The sequence below is a fragment of the Streptomyces sediminimaris genome (assembly GCF_047049295.1).
Taxonomy (GTDB): Bacteria; Actinomycetota; Actinomycetes; order Streptomycetales; family Streptomycetaceae; genus Streptomyces; species Streptomyces sediminimaris.
The window spans coordinates 378,161-397,023 of the sequence record NZ_JBJWOT010000001.1; the positions used below are offsets into that span (position 1 = coordinate 378,161).

Annotated in this window: 12 protein-coding genes; 10 read left to right on the forward strand and 2 right to left on the reverse strand. The window is 72.6% G+C overall.

The features are described 5' to 3' along the window. Window positions 1-178: 178 nt before the first annotated feature. Together ACJ9NR_RS01730 and ACJ9NR_RS01735 are read left to right on the forward strand one after the other, a co-directional pair. Window positions 179-958, forward strand: coding sequence for a polysaccharide lyase family 7 protein (locus tag ACJ9NR_RS01730; protein WP_412490173.1), 780 nt, complete (start codon window positions 179-181; stop codon window positions 956-958). A 79-nt stretch (window positions 959-1,037) separates the two neighbouring features. Beyond that, entirely contained in the window at window positions 1,038-1,745 is a 708-nt protein-coding gene (locus tag ACJ9NR_RS01735; protein WP_412490172.1) for an alpha/beta hydrolase, read from the forward strand. An 18-nt stretch (window positions 1,746-1,763) separates the two neighbouring features. Here ACJ9NR_RS01735 and ACJ9NR_RS01740 read toward each other — a convergent pair whose 3' ends face one another. Next, entirely contained in the window at window positions 1,764-2,918 is a 1,155-nt protein-coding gene (locus ACJ9NR_RS01740; protein WP_412490171.1) for an ROK family transcriptional regulator, read from the reverse strand. A 388-nt stretch (window positions 2,919-3,306) separates the two neighbouring features. Here ACJ9NR_RS01740 and ACJ9NR_RS01745 point away from each other — a divergent pair, with 388 nt between their 5' ends. From ACJ9NR_RS01745 to ACJ9NR_RS01775, 7 genes are read left to right on the forward strand one after another with little or no spacing between them, the layout of a single operon-like run. Then, window positions 3,307-5,385 carry a fibronectin type III domain-containing protein gene (locus ACJ9NR_RS01745; protein WP_412490170.1) on the forward strand — a complete coding sequence of 693 codons (2,079 nt, stop codon included), beginning with the start codon at window positions 3,307-3,309 and terminating at the stop codon, window positions 5,383-5,385. A 55-nt stretch (window positions 5,386-5,440) separates the two neighbouring features. Next, entirely contained in the window at window positions 5,441-6,466 is a 1,026-nt protein-coding gene (locus tag ACJ9NR_RS01750) for a carbohydrate ABC transporter permease (protein WP_412490169.1), read from the forward strand. Window positions 6,467-6,477: 11 nt separating this feature from the next. Beyond that, a complete protein-coding gene (locus ACJ9NR_RS01755) occupies window positions 6,478-7,416 on the forward strand; it encodes a carbohydrate ABC transporter permease (protein ID WP_412490168.1) in 939 nt (312 codons plus the stop codon). Between the two features lie 32 nt (window positions 7,417-7,448). Continuing rightward, window positions 7,449-9,863 (forward strand): glycosyl hydrolase family 95 catalytic domain-containing protein, encoded by a 2,415-nt coding sequence (locus ACJ9NR_RS01760; RefSeq protein WP_412490167.1) that lies wholly within the window; start codon window positions 7,449-7,451, stop codon window positions 9,861-9,863. Then, window positions 9,857-10,879, forward strand: coding sequence for an acetylxylan esterase (locus ACJ9NR_RS01765; RefSeq protein WP_412490166.1), 1,023 nt, complete (start codon window positions 9,857-9,859; stop codon window positions 10,877-10,879). Before ACJ9NR_RS01760 ends, ACJ9NR_RS01765 begins: the two co-directional genes overlap by 7 nt. An 11-nt stretch (window positions 10,880-10,890) precedes the next feature. Continuing rightward, entirely contained in the window at window positions 10,891-12,249 is a 1,359-nt protein-coding gene (locus ACJ9NR_RS01770; protein WP_412490165.1) for an ABC transporter substrate-binding protein, read from the forward strand. A gap of 37 nt (window positions 12,250-12,286) precedes the next feature. After that, a complete protein-coding gene (locus tag ACJ9NR_RS01775) occupies window positions 12,287-14,530 on the forward strand; it encodes an alpha-galactosidase (protein ID WP_412490164.1) in 2,244 nt (747 codons plus the stop codon). Here ACJ9NR_RS01775 and ACJ9NR_RS01780 read toward each other — a convergent pair. Further along, on the reverse strand, window positions 14,496-15,497 hold the full coding sequence (locus ACJ9NR_RS01780; protein ID WP_412490163.1) for a LacI family DNA-binding transcriptional regulator: 1,002 nt from the start codon (window positions 15,495-15,497) through the stop codon (window positions 14,496-14,498). The genes ACJ9NR_RS01775 and ACJ9NR_RS01780 overlap by 35 nt on opposite strands. 183 nt (window positions 15,498-15,680) lie before the next feature. Between ACJ9NR_RS01780 and ACJ9NR_RS01785 the strand changes: the two genes are divergently transcribed. Then, window positions 15,681-18,659: a glycoside hydrolase family 2 TIM barrel-domain containing protein gene (locus ACJ9NR_RS01785; protein WP_412490162.1), complete on the forward strand. Its 2,979-nt coding sequence runs from the start codon at window positions 15,681-15,683 to the stop codon at window positions 18,657-18,659. The last annotated feature ends 204 nt before the right edge of the window (window positions 18,660-18,863 follow it).

Genomic DNA, 18,863 nt, shown 5'->3' on the forward strand with positions numbered 1-18,863 from the left:
CCGCCCCGGAAGCCCCTCCCGCTTCACCCCTTGACGGTGCTGGTGCAGACCTTTAGGTTCTGCCCCACCTCGGCAGTTCACGGACAAGCATAATGTTCAGTCACGTGAACGCATGAACACCGGGTTCCGGAACGTGCTCACCCCCGCTCACCCCCCACCCAAGAAAGCAGGGCACGCCATGATCCGTTCGAAAGTCCTGGCCGGCGTCAGTGTCGCGGCCGCCGTCGGCGTCCTCGCGGTGACGGGCACCGGCAGTGCCACCGCCGCGGACCCGGGCAAGGCCCCCGGCGGCAACTTCGACCTGTCCGTGTGGCAGCTCCAGGAGCCCGTCGGCTCGCCCGGCTCCCCGACGACCGTCCCCTCCTCGCGCCTTCGGGGCGCGAACGGCTACCAGGACGCGTACTTCTACACGGACCAGCGCGACGGGGCGATGACCTTCTGGGCGCCGGAGAAGGGCGTCACGACACCCCACTCCCGCTACGCCCGCTCCGAGCTGCGGGAGATGAACCGCGGCGGGGGCGCCGCCGACTGGTCCCTCCGCGGGAACCACCGGCTGAAGGCCACGCTGCGGGTGGTGTCGGTGACGAAGAACGTGTGCGTCGGGCAGATCCACCTCGGCAGCGGCGGCTCCTCCACCAAGCCCCTGCTGGAGCTGTACTACCACTCGAACGGCGACATCGTCCTCGGCACCGAGAACTCCCCCTCCGGCGGCCAGACCCCGCACCCCGTCGGCCACGTCCCCATCGGCAGGACCTGGACGTACACCATCGCCGTCTCCGGCGGCGACACCATCGACCTGACGGTCAACGGCAGCACCACCCACTACCCGATCCCGTCGTCCTTCTTCCCCTACAAGCAGTACTTCAAGGCCGGGTCGTACAACCAGTCGTCCTCCGACAGCACCACCAAGGGCGCACGGGTCGCCTTCTACGGGCTGACCGTCTCGCACAGCGGCTGAACGCGCACGGCCCGGTGCGGCGTTCTGCTGTCGGCCGAGCCGGTCGCGCCGCGCCCGGCCCGGGCGGCAGGATCGCCGTATGCCACCTGTCTTCGTGCTCGTGCACAGCCCGTCCGTGGGCCCCTCGACCTGGCATCCCGTGGCCGACCGTCTCAAGGCCGCGGGATGCCGGGTCAGGGTGCCGTCCCTGCTGCACATCGGCGCGGGCGGCCCGCCCTACGCGCCCCGGGTCGTCGACGCCGTGCGCGACGATCTGCGCCAGGTGCCGTCCGGCAACCCGGTCGCGCTGGTCGCGCACAGCAACGCGGGCCTGTTCGTCCCGCTGATCCGCTCCGGCCTCGATCACCCGGTGGCCGCCTCGGTCTTCGTCGACGCCGCGCTGCCGGCCCGGTCCGGTACCACGCCCGTCGCCGCGCCCGAGTTCCTGGAATTCCTGCGCCCCAAGACCGTCGACGGCAGGCTGCCGCGCTGGACCGACTGGTGGGACGAGGCGGACGTCGCCCCCATGTTCCCGGACCGAGCGGTGCGCCGCACGGTCGTGGCGGAGCAGCCCGCCCTGCCGCTGTCCTACTACGAGCAGCGCGTCCCGGTCCCCGGCGGATGGGACGACCACCCCTGCTCCTACCTGCTGTTCGGGCCCCCGTACGACGGTCTCGCCGCCGAGGCGCGCGAGCGCGGCTGGCGTGTGGCGCACCTGCCCGGCGAGCACCTCCACCAGATCGTGGACCCGGCCGGCACCGCCCGGCAGCTCCTCGAGCTCGTCGGCCAGGGCATCGGCACGCGCTGACCGGCGCCTGCCGGACGCCTACTTGGCAGGGGCGAAGACGCGCTGCGCCGCGATCGCTGCCCCGCCCCGCGCCCACTCCTCGAACGGCAGCGGCCGGACGACGAGGTCGCAGTCCGCTGCGGCGCCGAACGCGTGGCCGAGGAAGCTCCGGCGGATGTGGTCGGCGAACAGGTCGTAGGAGGCCACGCCCTCGCCGGAGATGATGATCCGTTCCGGGCCGATGAGGTTGGCGACGCAGGCCAGTGCCAGGCCCACGGCGCGTCCGGCGCGGGCGAACACCGCCCGGACGCCGGGGTCTCCGGCGTGTGCGAGGCGCACCGCGTCGTCCATGGTCAACCGCGGGTCGCCGGTCGCCTGCCGGGCCTGCTCGGTGATCGCGTGGGTGGAGGCGACCGCCTCGACGCAGCCGGTGTTGCCGCAGGTGCAGACGCGGTCGGCGCCGCCCACCGGAAGGTGCCCGACCTCGCCGGCCACGCCGTGCGCCCCGGAGACCACGCGGCCGCCGATGGACAGGCCCGCGCCGATACCGGCGCCGACGGTGACCAGGGCGAAGGTCGACAGTCCCGCGCCCGCCCCGAACCACTGCTCGGCCACGGTCAGGGCGCGTACGTCGTTCTCGACGACCGCCGGGGTTCCGGCCGCCGTCTCGACCAGCTGGGCGAGCGGCACGCGCCGCCAGTCGAGGAAGGGCGAGTACTGGACCGTGCCCAGCCGGCCGTCCACGTCGCCCGAGATGGTGACGCCGATGCCGTGCAGCGCGCGGTCGCCGGCCACTCCCGCCGCGCCCCGCAGCTCCTCCACCAGCCGCGCGATGGCCAGCACCACGGTGCCCACGTCCCGTGAGTCGAGCCTGACCCGCCGGGAGGCGAGGGGCCGGGTGGTGAGGTCGGCGAGCACGCCGATGAGTTCCTCCCCGGTGACCTTCACCCCCGCGAACAGGGCGCGTTCGGCCCGTACGGCGATCAGGGTCCCCGGGCGGCCGCCGGCCCGTTCCGCCGCGGACCGGCCCAGCTCGGTGATCCAGCCGTCGGCCATCAGCGGGGTCGCCACCTTGGTCACGGCTCCCGGCGTCAGCCCGGTCCGCCGCCCGATCTCGGCGCGGCTCAGCGGACCGTGCTGAAGCAGGGCCTGGAAGACCAGAGCGGCCGCTGGGGGCTGGTCGGCGAGGGTCATGCGGCGACCATACCTTTCCATTGGAAACTAAAACAAGCCCCGATTCACCCTACCTTCGCTTCACAAAACCCCAGGTCACTTGGAACGCGACGGCAAGGAACCCCATCACAGGAGCACAGACATCGGATATTTATCGGGGCCGACTATGTTGACGCTGGAAGGAAACCCGGCCTACATTCGCCGCACTCCTCACCGGAGCGGACGGGACGGTCCCGCGCCGTGGAGGAGCGTGGCCCCCACCCACGGCCCTGTTTGCCTGAGCCGGTCTCAGCGATCCCCTCGGTGGTGTTCCGGGACGACCACCGCCGAGAGGTTCTCCCCGCTCCATCGCTTCCCCGATGCCAGAGGCGGACCACCGCCTGCAGTCGCGCCCTGACGGAGTACCTCCATGTCTCGTCCAGCTCGACCCGCACGTCTGAGAACCCTGACCGCCGTCACCGCGCTCGCGGTGGCCCTCGCCGTGCCCGCCGCCGCGCGGGCCGCCGCCCCCGCCGGCTCCCCCGTGGCCCGGACGGCGCCCGGCACCACCACCGCGCCCGCCGTGGCGGCCAAGCCGTACATGGGCTACAGCACCTGGAGCCTGGAGTCCACCAACTTCCCCGGCTACGGCGGGGAGAACTGGCTCACCGAGTCCAACGTCCTGGGACAGGCCGACGTCCTGGCCGCGAAGCTGAAGTCGCACGGCTACGACTACGTGAACGTGGACGCCGGCTGGAACGTCGACCACGGCAGGAACGTCGGTGACGGCTACGCCCGCCCGAGTGCGGACCTCAAGAAGTTCCCGCACGGCATGAAGTACATCGGCGACCAACTGCACCACAAAGGGCTGAAGTTCGGCCTCTACCTGGCGGTCGGCCTCTACCAGGACTACTACAACGACGGCAGGACGCCGATCTACCACGCCCCCGGCTGCACCACCAAGGACATCGTCTACCCCGACCTGCGCAGGACCAGCGGCTGGGACAACGTCTCCTACCAGCTGAACTTCTCCAGCCCCTGCACCACCAAGTACATCCAGTCCGTCGCCGACGAACTCGCCTCCTGGGGCGTGGACTTCCTCAAGATCGACGGCGTGGGCCCCGGCTCCAACCAGGGCGACGCGGCCCACGACAACGTCCCCGACATCAAGGCCTGGCACACCGCGCTGCGGAACACCGGCCGCCCCATCCAGTTCGTGCTGTCCTGGTCGCTCAGCCACAACCAGGCCGACGTCTGGAAGGCCAACTCCAACGGCTGGCGGGTCGACACCGACGTCGAGTGCTACTGCGACACACTGGTGACCTGGAACAACTCCGTGAAGGCGCGCTGGAACGACGTCGTGCCGTGGATCGACGACGCCGGCCCCGGGCACTGGAACAACCTCGACTCCCTCGACGTCGGCTCCGGCGTCATGGACGGCATCAACAACGTCGAGCGGCAGAGCTACATGACGCTGTGGGCCATCGAGTCCGCGCCCCTGTACATCGGTGACGACCTCACCAAGCTGGACTCCTACGGGCTGAAGCTGCTCACCAACGACGAGGTCATCGCGGTCGACCAGGCGGGCAACCCGGCCAAGCCGGTCAGCCAGAAGACCCCCGAACAGGTCTGGTACGCCCGTAACGCCGACGGCAGCTACACCGTGGCCCTGTTCAACCTCGGCAAGGGCTACTCCGACGTGACGGCCGACTTCAGCGACCTCGGCATCAGCGGCAAGGCCGCGGTCCGCGACCTGTGGCGCCGCAGGAACCTCGGCTCGGTGAGCGGCCACTTCACCGACAACCTGCCACCGCACGGCTCGCGCCTGCTGCGGATCACCCCGCGCCGCGACGGCCACCACCCCGGCGTCCCGCTCGCCGTGCACGGCACGAGGTCGACCGCCACCAGCGTCTCGCTCGCCTGGGACGCGGTGAACTCCGGTACGCCGGCCACCGGTTACGACGTCTACGTGAACGGCTCGAAGGCGGCCACCGTCGCCGGCACCTCCGCCACCGTGAGCGGGCTCGAGGCCGGCACCGGCTACTCCTTCACCGTGGCCGCCCACGACGCCAGGGGCCGGACGTCCGCGCCCGGCAAGGCCGTCCTCCTCACCACACCGGCAGCCGGCGGACCGGTCGGCCACGAGGCCGAGGCCCCCGGCAACACCCTCAGCGGCAACGCCTCCGTCGCGGACTGCTCCGCGTGCTCCGGCGGCAAGAAGGTCGGCAACCTCGGCGGCAGCGGCTCGGTGACCGTCAACCACGTCACCGCGCCCAGGGACGTCACCTACCTGATGAGGATCGACTACACCGACGGCTCCTCCGGCCGCACGATCGTCGTCACCACGGGTGACACGTCCTTCCAGGTGCCGCTGCCCGGCAGCAACGACAACGACTGGGGCACACCGCAGTCGGTCACCGTCACCGTCCCGCTGAAGGCCGGCGAGAACACGATCGGCTTCGGCAACCCCTCGGACTACGCCTCCGACATCGACCGGATCACCCTCTGACCCGCCGTCCGCCCCCGGCCGGCGTTCCACCCGCCTGACACCCGAGGAGAGTGCCGTGGTGGTCACATCACAGGGCAAGCTCACACCGCCGTCCGCACCGCCGCCCGCCGCGGTGACCACCACGGCCACCGCCTCCGGCCGGATTCCCCTCGTCCGCACGGCCCGTGGCGTCCGCGGGCCGCGCCGCTCCACACCGGCCAGGTCCGCGGCGGCCCGCCGCCGCGACCTGCCGGCCGCCCTCCTGCTCATCCTCCCCGCCGTGGCCGGGTTCGCGGTCTTCTTCGCCTACCCGACCCTCCGCGGCATCTACCTCAGCTTCACCGACTTCCACGTCCTCACCCCGCCGCACTGGGTGGGACTGGCCAACTTCCACGAAATGGCCGGCGACGACGTCTTCTGGCACTCCCTCCTCGTCACCGTCTACTTCGTCGCCCTGTCCGTCTCCTTCGGCACCCTGGTCTCCCTGGTGACGGCCGTGGTGCTGCACCGGGTGACCCGCTCCTCGCTGCTGCGCGGCGTCATCCTGCTGCCCTTCCTCATCTCCAACGTCATCGCCGCCCTGGTCTGGCAGTGGATGCTCGATCCCAGCCTCGGCATCATCAACAGCGTCCTGAAGGACCTGACCGGCCACTCCGTCCTCTTCTTCGGCAGCGGCGGCTGGGCCATCCCCTCCCTCGCCGCCATCAGCGTGTGGAAGTGGATGGGTTACTACGCCCTGCTGATCTTCGCCGGCCTGCAGACGATCCCGCCCACCATCTACGAGGCGGGACGCGTCGACGGCGCCGGTGAGATCCAGATGTTCCGCCGCCTCACCATCCCCCTGCTGCGCCCGATCCTGGTCATGGTGGTCGTCCTGACCGTCATCAACTCCTTCCAGGTCTTCGACATCGTGCAGGTCACCACCCGGGGCGGACCGGCCAACGCCTCGAACGTGCTGCAGATGTACATCTACGACAAGGCTTTCCGCCAGTTCGACTTCGGCTACGCCGCCACCCTCTCGCTGGCCCTGTTCGCCCTGCTCATCACGGTCACCTTCACCCAGCTGCGGCTCGCCCGCGCAGGCGAATCCGACCTGAGCTGAAGGAGCCCGTCATGGCAGTCGCCCTCGCACCCGGCCGGACGGCCCCCGCGCACCGCTCCACCGGGAAGGGCTCCCGCCGCCTCTCCCCCGGCAGGATCGCGGCCTGGACCTACCTCGGCGTCATCGTCCTGGTCACGCTCTTCCCCTTCTACTGGATCCTGCGCACCGCGCTGTCCGACAACTACGAACTGGCCACCGACCCCTCCTCGCCGCTGCCGGTCGGCTTCACCTGGGGCGCGTTCGAGCGCGTGCTGGGCATCGCCTCCACCGCGCAGGCCCAGGCCCAGGGCGGCTCCGGCGCCTCCCTCGACATCGCGCTCTACCTGCGCAACTCACTGATCTACGCGACCACCCAGACGGCGCTGATCGTGCTGTTCTCCGCGAGCGCCGCGTACGCCTTCTCCCGGCTGCACTGGCGCGGCCGCAACCTGGTCTTCAACATCCTCATCGCCGCGCTGATGGTGCCCAGCGTGTTCACGCTCCTGCCCAACTTCGTGCTCGTCAAAGACCTCGGCCTGTCCGACACCTTCGGCGGCCTGATCCTGTCCGGCGCGCTGTTCCAGGCCTTCACCCTGTTCTTCCTGCGGCAGTTCATGCTGGGCCTGAGCGACGAGGTCGAGGAGGCGGCCGTCATCGACGGCGCGGGCCCGCTGCGGATCTTCTTCCGGATCATCCTGCCGATGTCGTCCGCGCCGATCGCCACCGTGTCCCTGCTGATGTTCGTCAACGCCTGGAACGACTACTTCTGGCCGCTGCTCATCACCAACAGCCAGGACGTGCAGCCCCTCACCCTCGCTCTCGGGGTCTTCAAGCAGTCCTCCCCGCAGGCCGCCCCCGACTGGGCGGGGCTGATGGCCGCCGCCCTCATCGCGGCGCTGCCGATGCTGCTGCTCTTCGTCGCCTTCGGCAGGCGCATCGTCAACTCCATCGGCTTCTCCGGCCTCAAATGACCGGCCGCACCCCGCGATCGGAGATCACCGCCATGCTCCCCAGCGACCTGGTGCTGACGTGGCCCGCCCCGGCGGCCGCATGGACCGAGGCAGCCCCCGTCGGCAACGGCCGGCTGGGCGCGATGGTCTTCGGCGGCACCCACCGGGCCCGCATCCAGATCAACGACTCCACGGTGTGGTCCGGCTCCCCCGGCGGCCCGGCCACCGCCCTCGCCGCGGTCCTCGCGGGGGGCGCCGGCCCGCGGCGCCTCGAAGAGGTCCGCGCCGCCCTCCGCGCCGGAGACCAGGACCGGGCCGAGACACTGCTGATGACCTTCGAGGGGCCCTACAGCCAGGAGTACCTTCCCTACGCCGACCTGCATCTGACCGTCGCGGGCGGCGAGCGGGCCGCCTACCGCGGCAGGAGCCTCAACCTCGACACCGCGGTGGCCGAGGACGGCTTCGACCTCGACGCGGTCACCGTCCGCCGCCGGGTCTGGGCCGACGCCGTCACCGGCGCCCTGTGCACGACCCTGGACGCGGAATGCGGCACCGTGGACCTCTCGGTCGACCTGTCGACCCCCCTGCGCGAGGTGCACCGCCGCGCCACGACGGGCGGCCTCACGCTCGGCGTGGAGATACCCGTGGACGGCGCCCCCGCCCACGAACCGCAGGTCGCCGAGCCCCTGCGGTACGCCGCCGGCCCGGTCGACGGCTACGACCCCTTCGGGGCGCTCGCCCTCGCCCTGCACACCGACGGCGAGGTGACCGTGGCCCACGGCAACCTCCTCGTCGCCGGCGCCTCCCACGTCCTGATCACCCTCACCAGCTCCACGGCCGCCGCCCGGCACTGGCACGGGGAGGAACCCGCCGGCCGCGCGACCCACCTGGCCAGTGCGCACGACACCGCCGCCCGGGCCCTCGCGCGGGGCGCCGGCCGGCTGCTCGAGAACCACGAGTCGGACATCCGCGGCCTCCTCGGCGGCACCGCCCTGCGCATCGGCCCGCGCCGCCGCGGCGCCCACGACGTCGCCCGCGACATCCTCAGCGGGGACGACGAACTCCTCACCGCCACCGTGCTGTTCCAGCTCGGCCGCTACCTGCTGGCCACCGCCTCCCGCCCGCACACCGGCCCCCCGGCCAACCTCCAGGGCATCTGGAACACGGACCCGCGCCCCCCTTGGTCGTCCAACTACACCATCAACATCAACACGCAGATGAACTACTGGGGCGCGGAAGCGGCCGGCCTCGCCGCCTGCCACGAGCCGCTGTTCGACCTGCTGGACCGTATGGCCGCCCAGGGCAGGCCGGTGGCACGGCAGTTGTACGGCGCGCGCGGCTGGGTGGCGCACCACAACACCGACATGTGGGGCTGGGCGCTGCCGGTCGGCATGGGCCACGGCGACCCTTCGTGGGCGCTGTGGCCGATGGGCGGGGCCTGGCTCGCCCAGCACGCCTGGGACCACTACGACTTCACCCGCGATCCCGGCTTCCTGCGCGAGCGGGCGTGGCCGCTGCTCAGCGGCTGCGCGGAGTTCCTGCTCGACTGGCTCCTCGACGACGGAGCGGGCTGCCTGGACACGCTCCCGTCGACCTCTCCGGAGAACCTCTTCCTCGTGGACGGCGCTCCGAGGTCCCTCACCCGTTCCTCGGCGATGGACCTGGCGTTGATCCGGGCCACCTTCGAACGCACGCTCGCCACAGCGGAGCTGCTGGGCCTCGACACGCCCCTGTCCGGCGAGATACGCGCCGCGCTGCCCCGTCTGCGTCCGCCGCGGATCTCGCCGGAGGGCCGGCTGCAGGAGTGGGCCGAGGACCTGACCGAGGCCGATCCCCACCACCGTCACCTCTCCCACCTGATCGCCCTGCACCCGCTGGGCCGGATCGACCCCGACACCACCCCCGAACTGGCCGACGCGGCCCGCAGGACGCTGGACCGGCGTGGTCCCGGCGCCATGGGGTGGTCCTGGGCCTGGAAGACCGCTCTGCGGGCGCGCCTGCGCGACGGCGCGGCCGCACGCTCACTGCTGCTGGAGGCGAGCCGCCCGCTCGACGGCGACTGCGCGGTCGACGCCCCGGCCGACGGCTCCCGGTGGGGCGGCCTGCTGCCCAACCTGTTCTCCACCCACCCGCCGTTCCAGATCGACGGCAACTACGGCTTCATGGCCGCCATCACCGAGATGGTGCTGCAGAGCCACACCGGCGTCCTGCACCTGCTGCCCGCCCTGCCCGCGCAGTGGCCCGAGGGCCGGGCCACCGGCCTGCGCTGCCGGGGCGGCCTCGCGGTCGACGTCGGCTGGGCCGACGGCGTCCCGACCACGGTCACCGTGCGCCGCCTGGCCGGCGACGCGGCGGAACCGGTCCGGATCCGCCACCGGGGCCGGACCGCGGAGATACGCCTGGCCACCGGCGACCGGATCGACCTCGACGCCGGCCTGCGGGTGCGGGAGGAGCCGGTGCCGTGCTGAGCGAGCGGGACGTCCCCGAGCTGTTCGCCTACCGCAGCTGCTACCGCGAGCCCGCCGACTTCGACGCCTTCTGGGGGCACACCCTCGCGCACGCCCGCGCCGAGCGGGAGGCGTCGCTGGAGCTGACGGCCGTCGAGACCGGCCTGGAGACGGTCGACGTCCTCGACGCCGTCTTCCCCGGGTTCGGCGGCCACCCGGTCCGCGGCTGGCTGCGCATGCCCCGGCACCGCACCGGGCCGCTCCCCGCGGTCGTGCAGTTCCACGGCTACGGCAGCGGGCGCGGGGCCCCCGTGGAGGACCTGCTGTGGGCGTCCGCCGGGTACGCCCACCTGCTGGTGGACGCCCGCGGCCAGGGCGGTGCCTGGGCGGGCGGCGGTGCGACGCCCGACCCGGTCGGCAGCGGCCCCGCCCACCCCGGCTTCCTCACCCGCGGCATCGAGGACAAGGACACGTACGTCTACCGGCGGGTCTTCACCGACGCCGTTCGCGCGGTCGAGGCCCTGCGCGGTCGTGGCGACCTCGTCGACCCGGCGAGAATCGCCGTGGTCGGCGCCAGCCAGGGCGGCGGCATCGCCCTCGCGGTCGCCGGGCTCGTCCCCGGCCTTTCGGCCGCCCACTTCCAGGCGCCCTTCCTCTGCGACATCCGGCAGGCCACCCGGCTCACCGACGCAGACCCCTACGCCGAGATCGTCGGCTACCTCGGCGCCCGCCGGGACCGGGTGGAGCAGACCTTCGAGACGCTGAGCTACTTCGACGGGCTCGCCTTCGCCCGCCGCGCCACCGCCCCGGCCTGGTTCTCCGCCGGGCTGCGCGACCGGGTGTGCCCGCCGGTCACCACCATCGCCGCCCATCACGCCTACGCCGGGCCCAAGCAGCTGCGCCTGTGGGAGTTCAACGGCCACGACGCCGGGGGTCCCGAGGACCTGGCCATCGCCCTCGGCGCGTTCCGCGCGCTGCTGAAGACGTCGTCCCGTCCGCCGGTGCGGCCGTCCCCCGCGCCCTCCGTGTCACCGTGAAAGAAGGACCGATGAAACGCTCCACGGCAGTTCGAAAGACCGTCGCGCTGGGCGCCACGCTCACCCTGGCGGCGATCCTGTCCGCCTGCTCCGGCGGCTCCTCCTCCGCCGGCGGCTCCAAGACCGTCAACTGGTGGACCTGGGACGACAAGCAGGCCGCCGCGTACCGGACGTGCGCCACGGACTTCGAGCAGGCCAACCCCGGCGTCAAGGTGAAGATCACCAAGTACAACGTCGACGACTACTTCACCAAGCTCACCGCGGGGTTCGTGGCCGGCACCGCGCCCGACGCCTTCCAGAACAGCGTCCAGTTCTTCCAGGCGTACGCCTCCCAGCACCAGTTGATGCCGCTCGACCGCTTCATCGCCAGGGACGATTTCGACCTGTCCCGCTTCTCGGTCGGCGTGGACGCCTGGAAGTTCACCGACGGCAAGCAGTACGCCCTGCCCCTGGACTGGGCGGCGACCGGCATCTACTACGACCGGGACGCCCTGAGGAAGGCCGGATACGGCGAGAAGGACGTCGACTCGCTGAACTGGAACCCCGACGACGGCGGCACGCTCGGCAAGATGATCGCCCACCTGACGGTCGACGAGAAGGGACGCCGCGGCGACCAGAAGGGCTTCGACAAGTCCCACGTCAAGACCTACGGCTACGGCGAGGTCGCCGCCAAGGACTTCATCGGACAGGTCACCTGGAGCCCGCTGGTCGACACCACCGGCTGGCGCCTGGGCGACAAGGCCACCTGGCCGACGGTGTTCGACTACGGCGATCCGCGGTTCGTGAAGACCATGGACTGGATCCGCTCCCTGACCGACAAGGGCTACGCGCCCAGGATCGGCCAGTTCACCGACAGCATCAGCGACGTCGACCTGCTCTCCTCCGGCAAGGTCGCCATGGAGAGTGCCGGTTCCTGGGAGGCGTCGACCTTCGTGAAGATCCCCGGCCTCAAGGTCGGTATCGCGCCCACTCCCTACGGCCCCGACGGCAGGACCCGGGCCGTGCTGAGCAACTCCAACGGCAACAACATCTGGGCCGGTACGAAGAACGCCGACCTGGCCTGGAAGTGGGTCTCCTACATGGGCAGCGAGGCGTGCCAGTCCAAGGCCTCGCTGACCGGCACCTTCTTCCCGTCGATACCGGCGTCGATGGACGCCTCGGCCAAGGCGCTGGCCGCCAAGGGCGTGGACCTGTCCGTCTTCACCGACATGATGCGGGACAAGGTGCTCCACCCCTCCCCCGTCTACGGCAACGGCGCGGCCCTGCAGGACGCACTCCAGCCGCTGTTCCAGGCGTACTTCGCCGGCCAGAAGGACGACTCGGTCTTCCCCGAGATGCAGAAGAAGAGCAAGCAGCTGCTCGCGAAGTAGCGAAGCGGCCCCCCACCCCCGAAAGGCAGGACCACGCATGCCGGACACCACCGCGCGAATCCACACCCTGCGCGCGGCAGGCACCGCACTGATCGTGGAGCTCACCGAGCCCGTGCCCAGAGTCCTGCACTGGGGGGCCGATCCGGGCGAGCTGCCGCCGGACGCACTGGCGGCACTCGCCCTGACCGGCGAGCCCGCCGTGCTCAACAACTCCATCGACCTGCCACGCCGGTTCACCGTCTGGCCCACCGAGGCCGACGGCTGGTCCGGCACCCCGGCCCACGAGGGCCATCTGGCCGGGACGTTCGCCGCACCGAGGCTGACGCTGACCGGCAGCCGCCACCGTCCCCGGACCGCGGGCGGCGGGGAGCTGACCCTGCAACTCACCGACGCGGGGGCCGGACTCGACGCCACCCTCACCTACCGGCTGGAGCCCTCGGGGGTCCTGGGCGTGCGGACGACGCTCACCCGGCGGGCCGACGCGGATCCCGCACCGTACGACGTGGTGCGGGTCACCACGCTCCTGCCGCTGCCCCGACGGGCCGCGGAGATCCTGGACTTCACCGGCAAGTGGAGCCGGGAGCGCTCCCCGCAGCGGCGCCCGCTGGGCTTCGGCAGCCACGTCCGGGAGGTGCGGCGCGGCAAGCCCGGTCTCGACTCGCCGTACCAGGTGACGGTCGGCGTGCCGGGGTTCGGTTTCCGCGGCGGGGAGGTCTGGGCCGTGCACGTCGCCTGGAGCGGCGATCAGCGCTACCTGGTCGAACAGGTACCGGAGGGCGCGGGCGTCCACGCCGCGGTGCTGGGCGGCGGCGACCTGCTGCGGGCCGGGGAGATCCGGCTCGCACCCGGCCAGTCGTACACCGCTCCGGTCTGCCACTTCGCCTGGTCCGACCAGGGGCTCGACGGGCTCGCCGACCGCTTCCACACCTTCCTGCGGGCCCGCCCCGGCCATCCGCGCCGCCCCCGCCCGGTGACCCTCAACAGCTGGGAGGCGGTGTACTTCGACCACGACCTGGACCGGCTGCTGCGGCTGGCGGACAAGGCCGCCGAGGTGGGTGTCGAGCGGTTCGTGCTGGACGACGGCTGGTTCCGCGGACGCCGCTCGGACGACGCCGGACTGGGCGACTGGAGCGTCGACCCCGCGGTGTGGCCCGGGGGGCTGACGCCGCTGGTGGACCATGTGCGGTCGCTGGGCATGGAGTTCGGGCTGTGGGTCGAGCCGGAGATGGTCAGCCTCGACTCCGACCTGGCCCGCGAGCACCCGGAGTGGATCCTCGGACCGGCCCGCGGGCTCGGACCGTCCGCCCGCCACCAGCACGTCCTGGACCTGTCCGACACCCGGGTCTGGCACCACCTGCTGGATGCGCTGGACGCCCTGGTGGAGAAGTACGGCATCGCCTGTCTGAAGTGGGACCACAACCGGGAGCTCCACGAGAGCGTCCGCGGCCCGGCCGACCGGCCGGCCGGGCACGCCCAGGTGCCGGCCCTCTACCGGCTGATGGACGCGCTCAGGGAGCGCCACCCCGCGCTGGAGATCGAGAGCTGCGCGGCCGGGGGCGGACGCGTCGACCTGGGCATCCTGGAACGCGCCGACCGGGTGTGGGCCTCGGACTGCAACGACCCGGTGGAGCGGCAGGCCGTCCAGCGCTGGACCGGGCAACTGCTGCCGCCCGAACTGGTCGGCACCCACGTCGGCCCGGGCACCAGCCACACCACCGCCCGCGTCGGCTCCGACACGCTGCGGCTGGTCACCGCCCTGTTCGGGCACGCGGGCATCGAACAGGACCTCACCCGCTGCTCCGCCGGGGAACTCGCCCGGCTCGCCGCCTGGACCGCGCTCCACCGCGAGCTGCGCCCGCTGCTCCACGGCGGGCGCACGGTCCGTGCCGACCTCGCCGACGAGGCGACGCTGCTGCACGGCGTCGTCGCGCACGACGGCTCCGCCGCGTTCTACTGCTGGGCCCGGCTGGCCACGTCGCCCGAGGGGCAGTACGGGCGGGTGCGGCTGCCCGGCCTGGCGCCGGAGGCGACGTATCAGGTGCGTGTGCGCACCGAGCTGGGGCTGCCGTCCTTCCACCAGGTCTCCGGCCCCGCCTGGCTGTCCGCGGCGCTCGGCGGCGGCCGGCTCACGCTGCCGGGCTCGGTGCTGACCGTGGCCGGCCTGCCCATGCCGAATCTCAACCCCGGCCAGGCACTGCTGCTGGAGCTGCGCCGGCCCGAGAACGAACAGGGCCCGGACCGTGCGGCTACGCCGATCCGCCCGGCCGCAGCCGGGCCCTGACGGCCGCCTCGGCACCGCTGAGCGGGCCGCTCCCGGCCAGCAGCCGGGCGGCCTGCTCCACGCTGAGCGCGCCGAGTGCCCGCGTGTCCAGGGCCACGGTGGTCAGCGGCGGTTCGACGAGCGTGCCGAGCCGCAGGCCGTCGAAGCCGATCACGGCGAGGTCTTCCGGGACCCGCCGCCCGAGCCGGCGCGCGGCGCGCAGGGCTCCGACGGCGATGATGTCGTTGAAGGTGAACACGGCGGTGACGTCGGGGTGTCCGGCGAGGAGTTCCTCCAGTGCCCGCTCGCCGCCCTCGATACTCTGGTCGGCGCGACCGACCGTGCCGGAGTCCCGTCCGCGGGCGGCCATGGCGGCGTCGAACCAGCGGTGGCGCAGGCTCGGTTCGGCCCGGGCCGCGTAGTCGATCATGCCGATCCGCCGGTGCCCCGCGTCCACCAGGTGCCGGACCGCGTCGTGGACGCCCGCCTCGCCGTCGATCCGGATGGCGCTGAACCGCCCGGCGCGCGGCTCCCGGTCGATGAAGACCACGGGAAGTCCCCGGGTCAGCTTGTCGATCTCCTCCTCCGGCAGGGTCAGGTACCCCACGACGGCGTCCACCTGCGAGGCGACGACCTCGAGCGTGCCGCGCTCCTCCGCGACCCGGCCGCCGGTGTCGTAGACGACGACGTGCCAGCCCCGCGAGCGCGCCGCCTCCAGAGCGGCGGCGGCCACCTCGGTGAAGAAGGGGTTGAGCAGGTCGGGGACGACCAGGCCGACGCTCACCGTGTCCTGCCGCACCAGTCCCCTGGCGAACCGGCTGGGCCGGTAGCCCAGTTCGAGGGCGGCGTCGAGGACGCGCTGCTTGGTGGAGGCGCCGATCTCGCCCTTGTCGTTGAGCGCCCGCGACACGGTCTGCCGGGACACTCCGACGGCCCGCGCCACGTCGTCGATCGTCACCCGGCGCGGGCCGGTCCCCGACGACGCCATCGTCCACCTCCGTCCGGTCGGCCGCGGCTCCGGAACCTTGACACCCGTCCGCTGATCGGCGCAGACTCCGAATCGCCCGCTCCGTGAGCGCTCACGTTACCGCTCACGGGCCCTGCCTCCAAGCCACCCGGCGACCGCTCCCCCGCAAGCGGCGTCCGTCGCCGTCCAGAAAGTTGTGACCTCTTGCCTTCCGAGCTCTCCGCACATGTTTCGGACACCGCGCCCGGGCGCGGCGCGCTGCGGCCGGCGCGCTCCTGGCTGCGCTCCGACGCCCCCTCGCTCCCGCTGAACGGGCCCTGGCGGTTCCGTCTGTCACCCACGGCGTCGGTGGCGGAGGACTTCGCGGCCGCGGACTTCGACGACCACGGCTGGGACAGCATCGCGGTGCCCTCGCACTGGGTGCTCCAGGGTGACGGCGCCTACGGACGGCCGATCTACACGAACGTCCAGTACCCCTTCCCGATCGACCCGCCGCACGTGCCGGACGAGAACCCCACCGGCGACTACCGCCGCCACTTCGACCTGCCCGCCGACTGGCCGGCCGCCGACCGCGTCGTGCTGCGGTTCGACGGCGTCGAGTCGCTCTTCCGGGTGTGGGTCAACGGTGCCGAGATCGGCAGTGCCGGCGGCAGCCGGCTGGCCCACGAGTTCGACGTGACGTCCGCGGTGCGCCCGGGCGGCAACGTCGTGGCCGTACGGGTGCACCAGTGGTCGGCGGCCAGCTACCTGGAGGACCAGGACCAGTGGTGGCTGCCGGGCATCTTCCGCGAGGTCACCCTGCTCGCCCGGCCGGCCGCCGGCATCGAGGACGTCTGGCTGCGCACCGGGTACGACAACGGGCGCGGGCGCGTCGACCCGGAGGTCGCCGCCGGCCCGGCGGCCTTCCCGGTCACCCTGCGCATCCCCGAGCTCGGCGTCGAGCAGGTCTGGGCCTCGGCGGCCGACGTGGCCCCGATCGACGTCCCCGGCGTCGAGCCCTGGTCCGCCGAGCGGCCCCGCCTGTACGACGCCACGGTGTCCTCGGCCGCGGAGAGCGTCGCCCTGCGCGTGGGCTTCCGCACGGTCGAGATCCGCGGCGACCGGTTCCTGGTCAACGGCCGCCGCGTCGTCTTCCACGGGGTGAACCGGCACGAGACCCATCCGGAGCGCGGCCGCGTCTTCGACGAGGAGCACGCCCGCGAGGACCTGGCCCGCATGAAGCGGTTCAACGTCAACGCCATCCGCACCAGCCACTACCCGCCGCACCCCCGGCTGCTCGACCTCGCGGACGAACTCGGCTTCTGGGTCGTGCTGGAGTGCGACCTGGAGACCCATGGCTTCGAGAAGGTCGGCTGGGCCGGGAACCCGAGCGACGACCCCGCGTGGCGGGCGGCCTGCCTGGACCGCATCCAGCGGACCGTCGAGCGGGACAAGAACCACCCCAGCGTCGTGATCTGGTCGCTGGGCAACGAGGCCGGGACCGGCAGCAACCTCGCCGCCATGTCGGCATGGGTGCACGCCCGCGACGCCGGCCGCCCCGTGCACTACGAGGGCGACTACACCGGCGACTACACCGACGTCTACTCCCGCATGTATCCCTCGGTCCTGGAGACCGAGCAGATCGGCACCGACGGCTCCCGCGCCCCGCTGCTCGGCTGCACCCCCGCGCAGGGCGCCCGGCAGCGCACCAAGCCCTTCCTGCTGTGCGAGTACGCCCACGCGATGGGCAACGGGCCGGGCGCGCTGGACCAGTACGAGGCCCTGGTGCACCAATACCCGCGGCTGCACGGCGGGTTCGTCTGGGAGTGGCGCGACCACGGCATCCTCGCCACCGCTGAGGACGGAACGCCGTACTACGCCTACGGCGGCGACTTCCACGAGGTGGTGCACGACGGCAACTTCGTGATGGACGGCATGGTGCTGAGCAACGACGTGCCGACGCCGGGCCTGCACGAGTTCAAGGCGGTCGTCCAGCCGGTCAGCCTCACCTTCGACGGCGACGGGCTCACCGTCACCAATCTGCGCCACTCGGCCGACACCTCGGACCTGCGCTTCCGCCGGCGGGTCGAGCACGACGGGGTGCTCGTGGAATCGGGGGACCTGGACGTTCCCGTCGTGGCGGCGGGCGCCTCGCGTCGAGTGCCCCTGCCGCCGGTGGCGGTGTCCCCGGACGCCGAGACATGGCTGACCGTCGACGCGGTGCTGGCCCAGAAGACCGCGTGGGCGCCCGAGGGGCATGTGGTGGCGAGTGCCCAACTGGACCGCTCGGTCCGCCTCCCCGTCCCCGCCGTCCGGCCCCGGGGGGCGTGGCAGCCGGACACCGGGACGCTGAGCCTCGGCATCGCCGAGTTCGTCGGCGGCTCGCTCGTCCGCCTCGCCGGCCGCGCCGTCACCGGGCCCCGGCTGGAGTTGTTCCGCGCGCCGACCGACAACGACGAAGGCGCGTCCGACCGGCTCGAGGGGAGCGACGACAGTGTCGTCGGCGTGTCCAGTGCCGACCTGTGGCGGCTCGACGGTCTGCACCGGCTGACCGCGCGGCGCCTCGGCGTCGAACGGGCCCCGGACGCCCTGCGCACCGTCGACAAGGTCTCCGCGGCGAACTCGGCCCTGTCGGTGCTGGTGGAGTCCGTCTGGTCGCTCGACGACGGCGAACTGGAACTGCGCGTGGAGATCCAGCCCTCGCGCGGCTGGCGGACGGTGTGGCCGCGGATCGGAGTCCGCTTCGACCTGCCCGACGGCACGGCGCCCGTGGACCGCGCCGAGTGGTTCGGCCTGGGCCCCCTGGAGTCCTACCCCGACAACCTCCGGGCGGCGCGCACGGGCCGATTCACCTCCACCGTCCGCGACCTGTCGGTGGAGTACGCCCGCCCGCAGGAGACAGGACACCGCTCCGCCCTGCGCCGGCTGACGCTGGCGAGCGGCGACACCGAGGTCCTGACCTTCGCGGCCCTGCCCGACACCCGCGGACGCCGCCCCGGCTTCACCCTCAGCCGCCACACGCCGCAGCAGATCGCGGCGGCCGGCCATCCCTTCGAACTGCCCCGCTCGTCGACGAGTCACCTGTTCATCGACGCGGCTCAGCACGGACTCGGCTCACGGGCCTGCGGACCCGATGTGTGGCCCGAGTTCGCCCTGCGCCCCGAAGCCCGCACGATCAGGCTCCGGATCGCAGCGGCGCGCTGAGCGCGGCACGTTCCTCGTTGCGCCTGCGGCGTGCCCGGCGGTCTCGGCGTCCTCGACCGCCGGGCCGCCCGCGGCGCCTCACCCCGGGCCCGCGCCCGGCCGGTGGGCGCCGCCGGCACGCCCCGCCGGCGGACGGATGAAGGATCGGGCTGCCGGGGCGATCGGGGACGTCACCGCAACGCCCTTCCCCTGGATGAACGGCTC

Bases quoted from the DNA above. Each gene is read 5' to 3' on its own strand.
- ACJ9NR_RS01730 (WP_412490173.1), top strand. From the start codon at position 179: ATGATCCGTTCGAAAGTCCTGGCCGGCGTCAGTGTCGCGGCCGCCGTC.
- ACJ9NR_RS01735 (WP_412490172.1), top strand. From the start codon at position 1,038: ATGCCACCTGTCTTCGTGCTCGTGCACAGCCCGTCCGTGGGCCCCTCG.
- ACJ9NR_RS01740 (WP_412490171.1), bottom strand. From the start codon at position 2,918: ATGACCCTCGCCGACCAGCCCCCAGCGGCCGCTCTGGTCTTCCAGGCC.
- ACJ9NR_RS01745 (WP_412490170.1), top strand. From the start codon at position 3,307: ATGTCTCGTCCAGCTCGACCCGCACGTCTGAGAACCCTGACCGCCGTC.
- ACJ9NR_RS01755 (WP_412490168.1), top strand. From the start codon at position 6,478: ATGGCAGTCGCCCTCGCACCCGGCCGGACGGCCCCCGCGCACCGCTCC.
- ACJ9NR_RS01760 (WP_412490167.1), top strand. From the start codon at position 7,449: ATGCTCCCCAGCGACCTGGTGCTGACGTGGCCCGCCCCGGCGGCCGCA.
- ACJ9NR_RS01770 (WP_412490165.1), top strand. From the start codon at position 10,891: ATGAAACGCTCCACGGCAGTTCGAAAGACCGTCGCGCTGGGCGCCACG.
- ACJ9NR_RS01775 (WP_412490164.1), top strand. From the start codon at position 12,287: ATGCCGGACACCACCGCGCGAATCCACACCCTGCGCGCGGCAGGCACC.
- ACJ9NR_RS01780 (WP_412490163.1), bottom strand. From the start codon at position 15,497: ATGGCGTCGTCGGGGACCGGCCCGCGCCGGGTGACGATCGACGACGTG.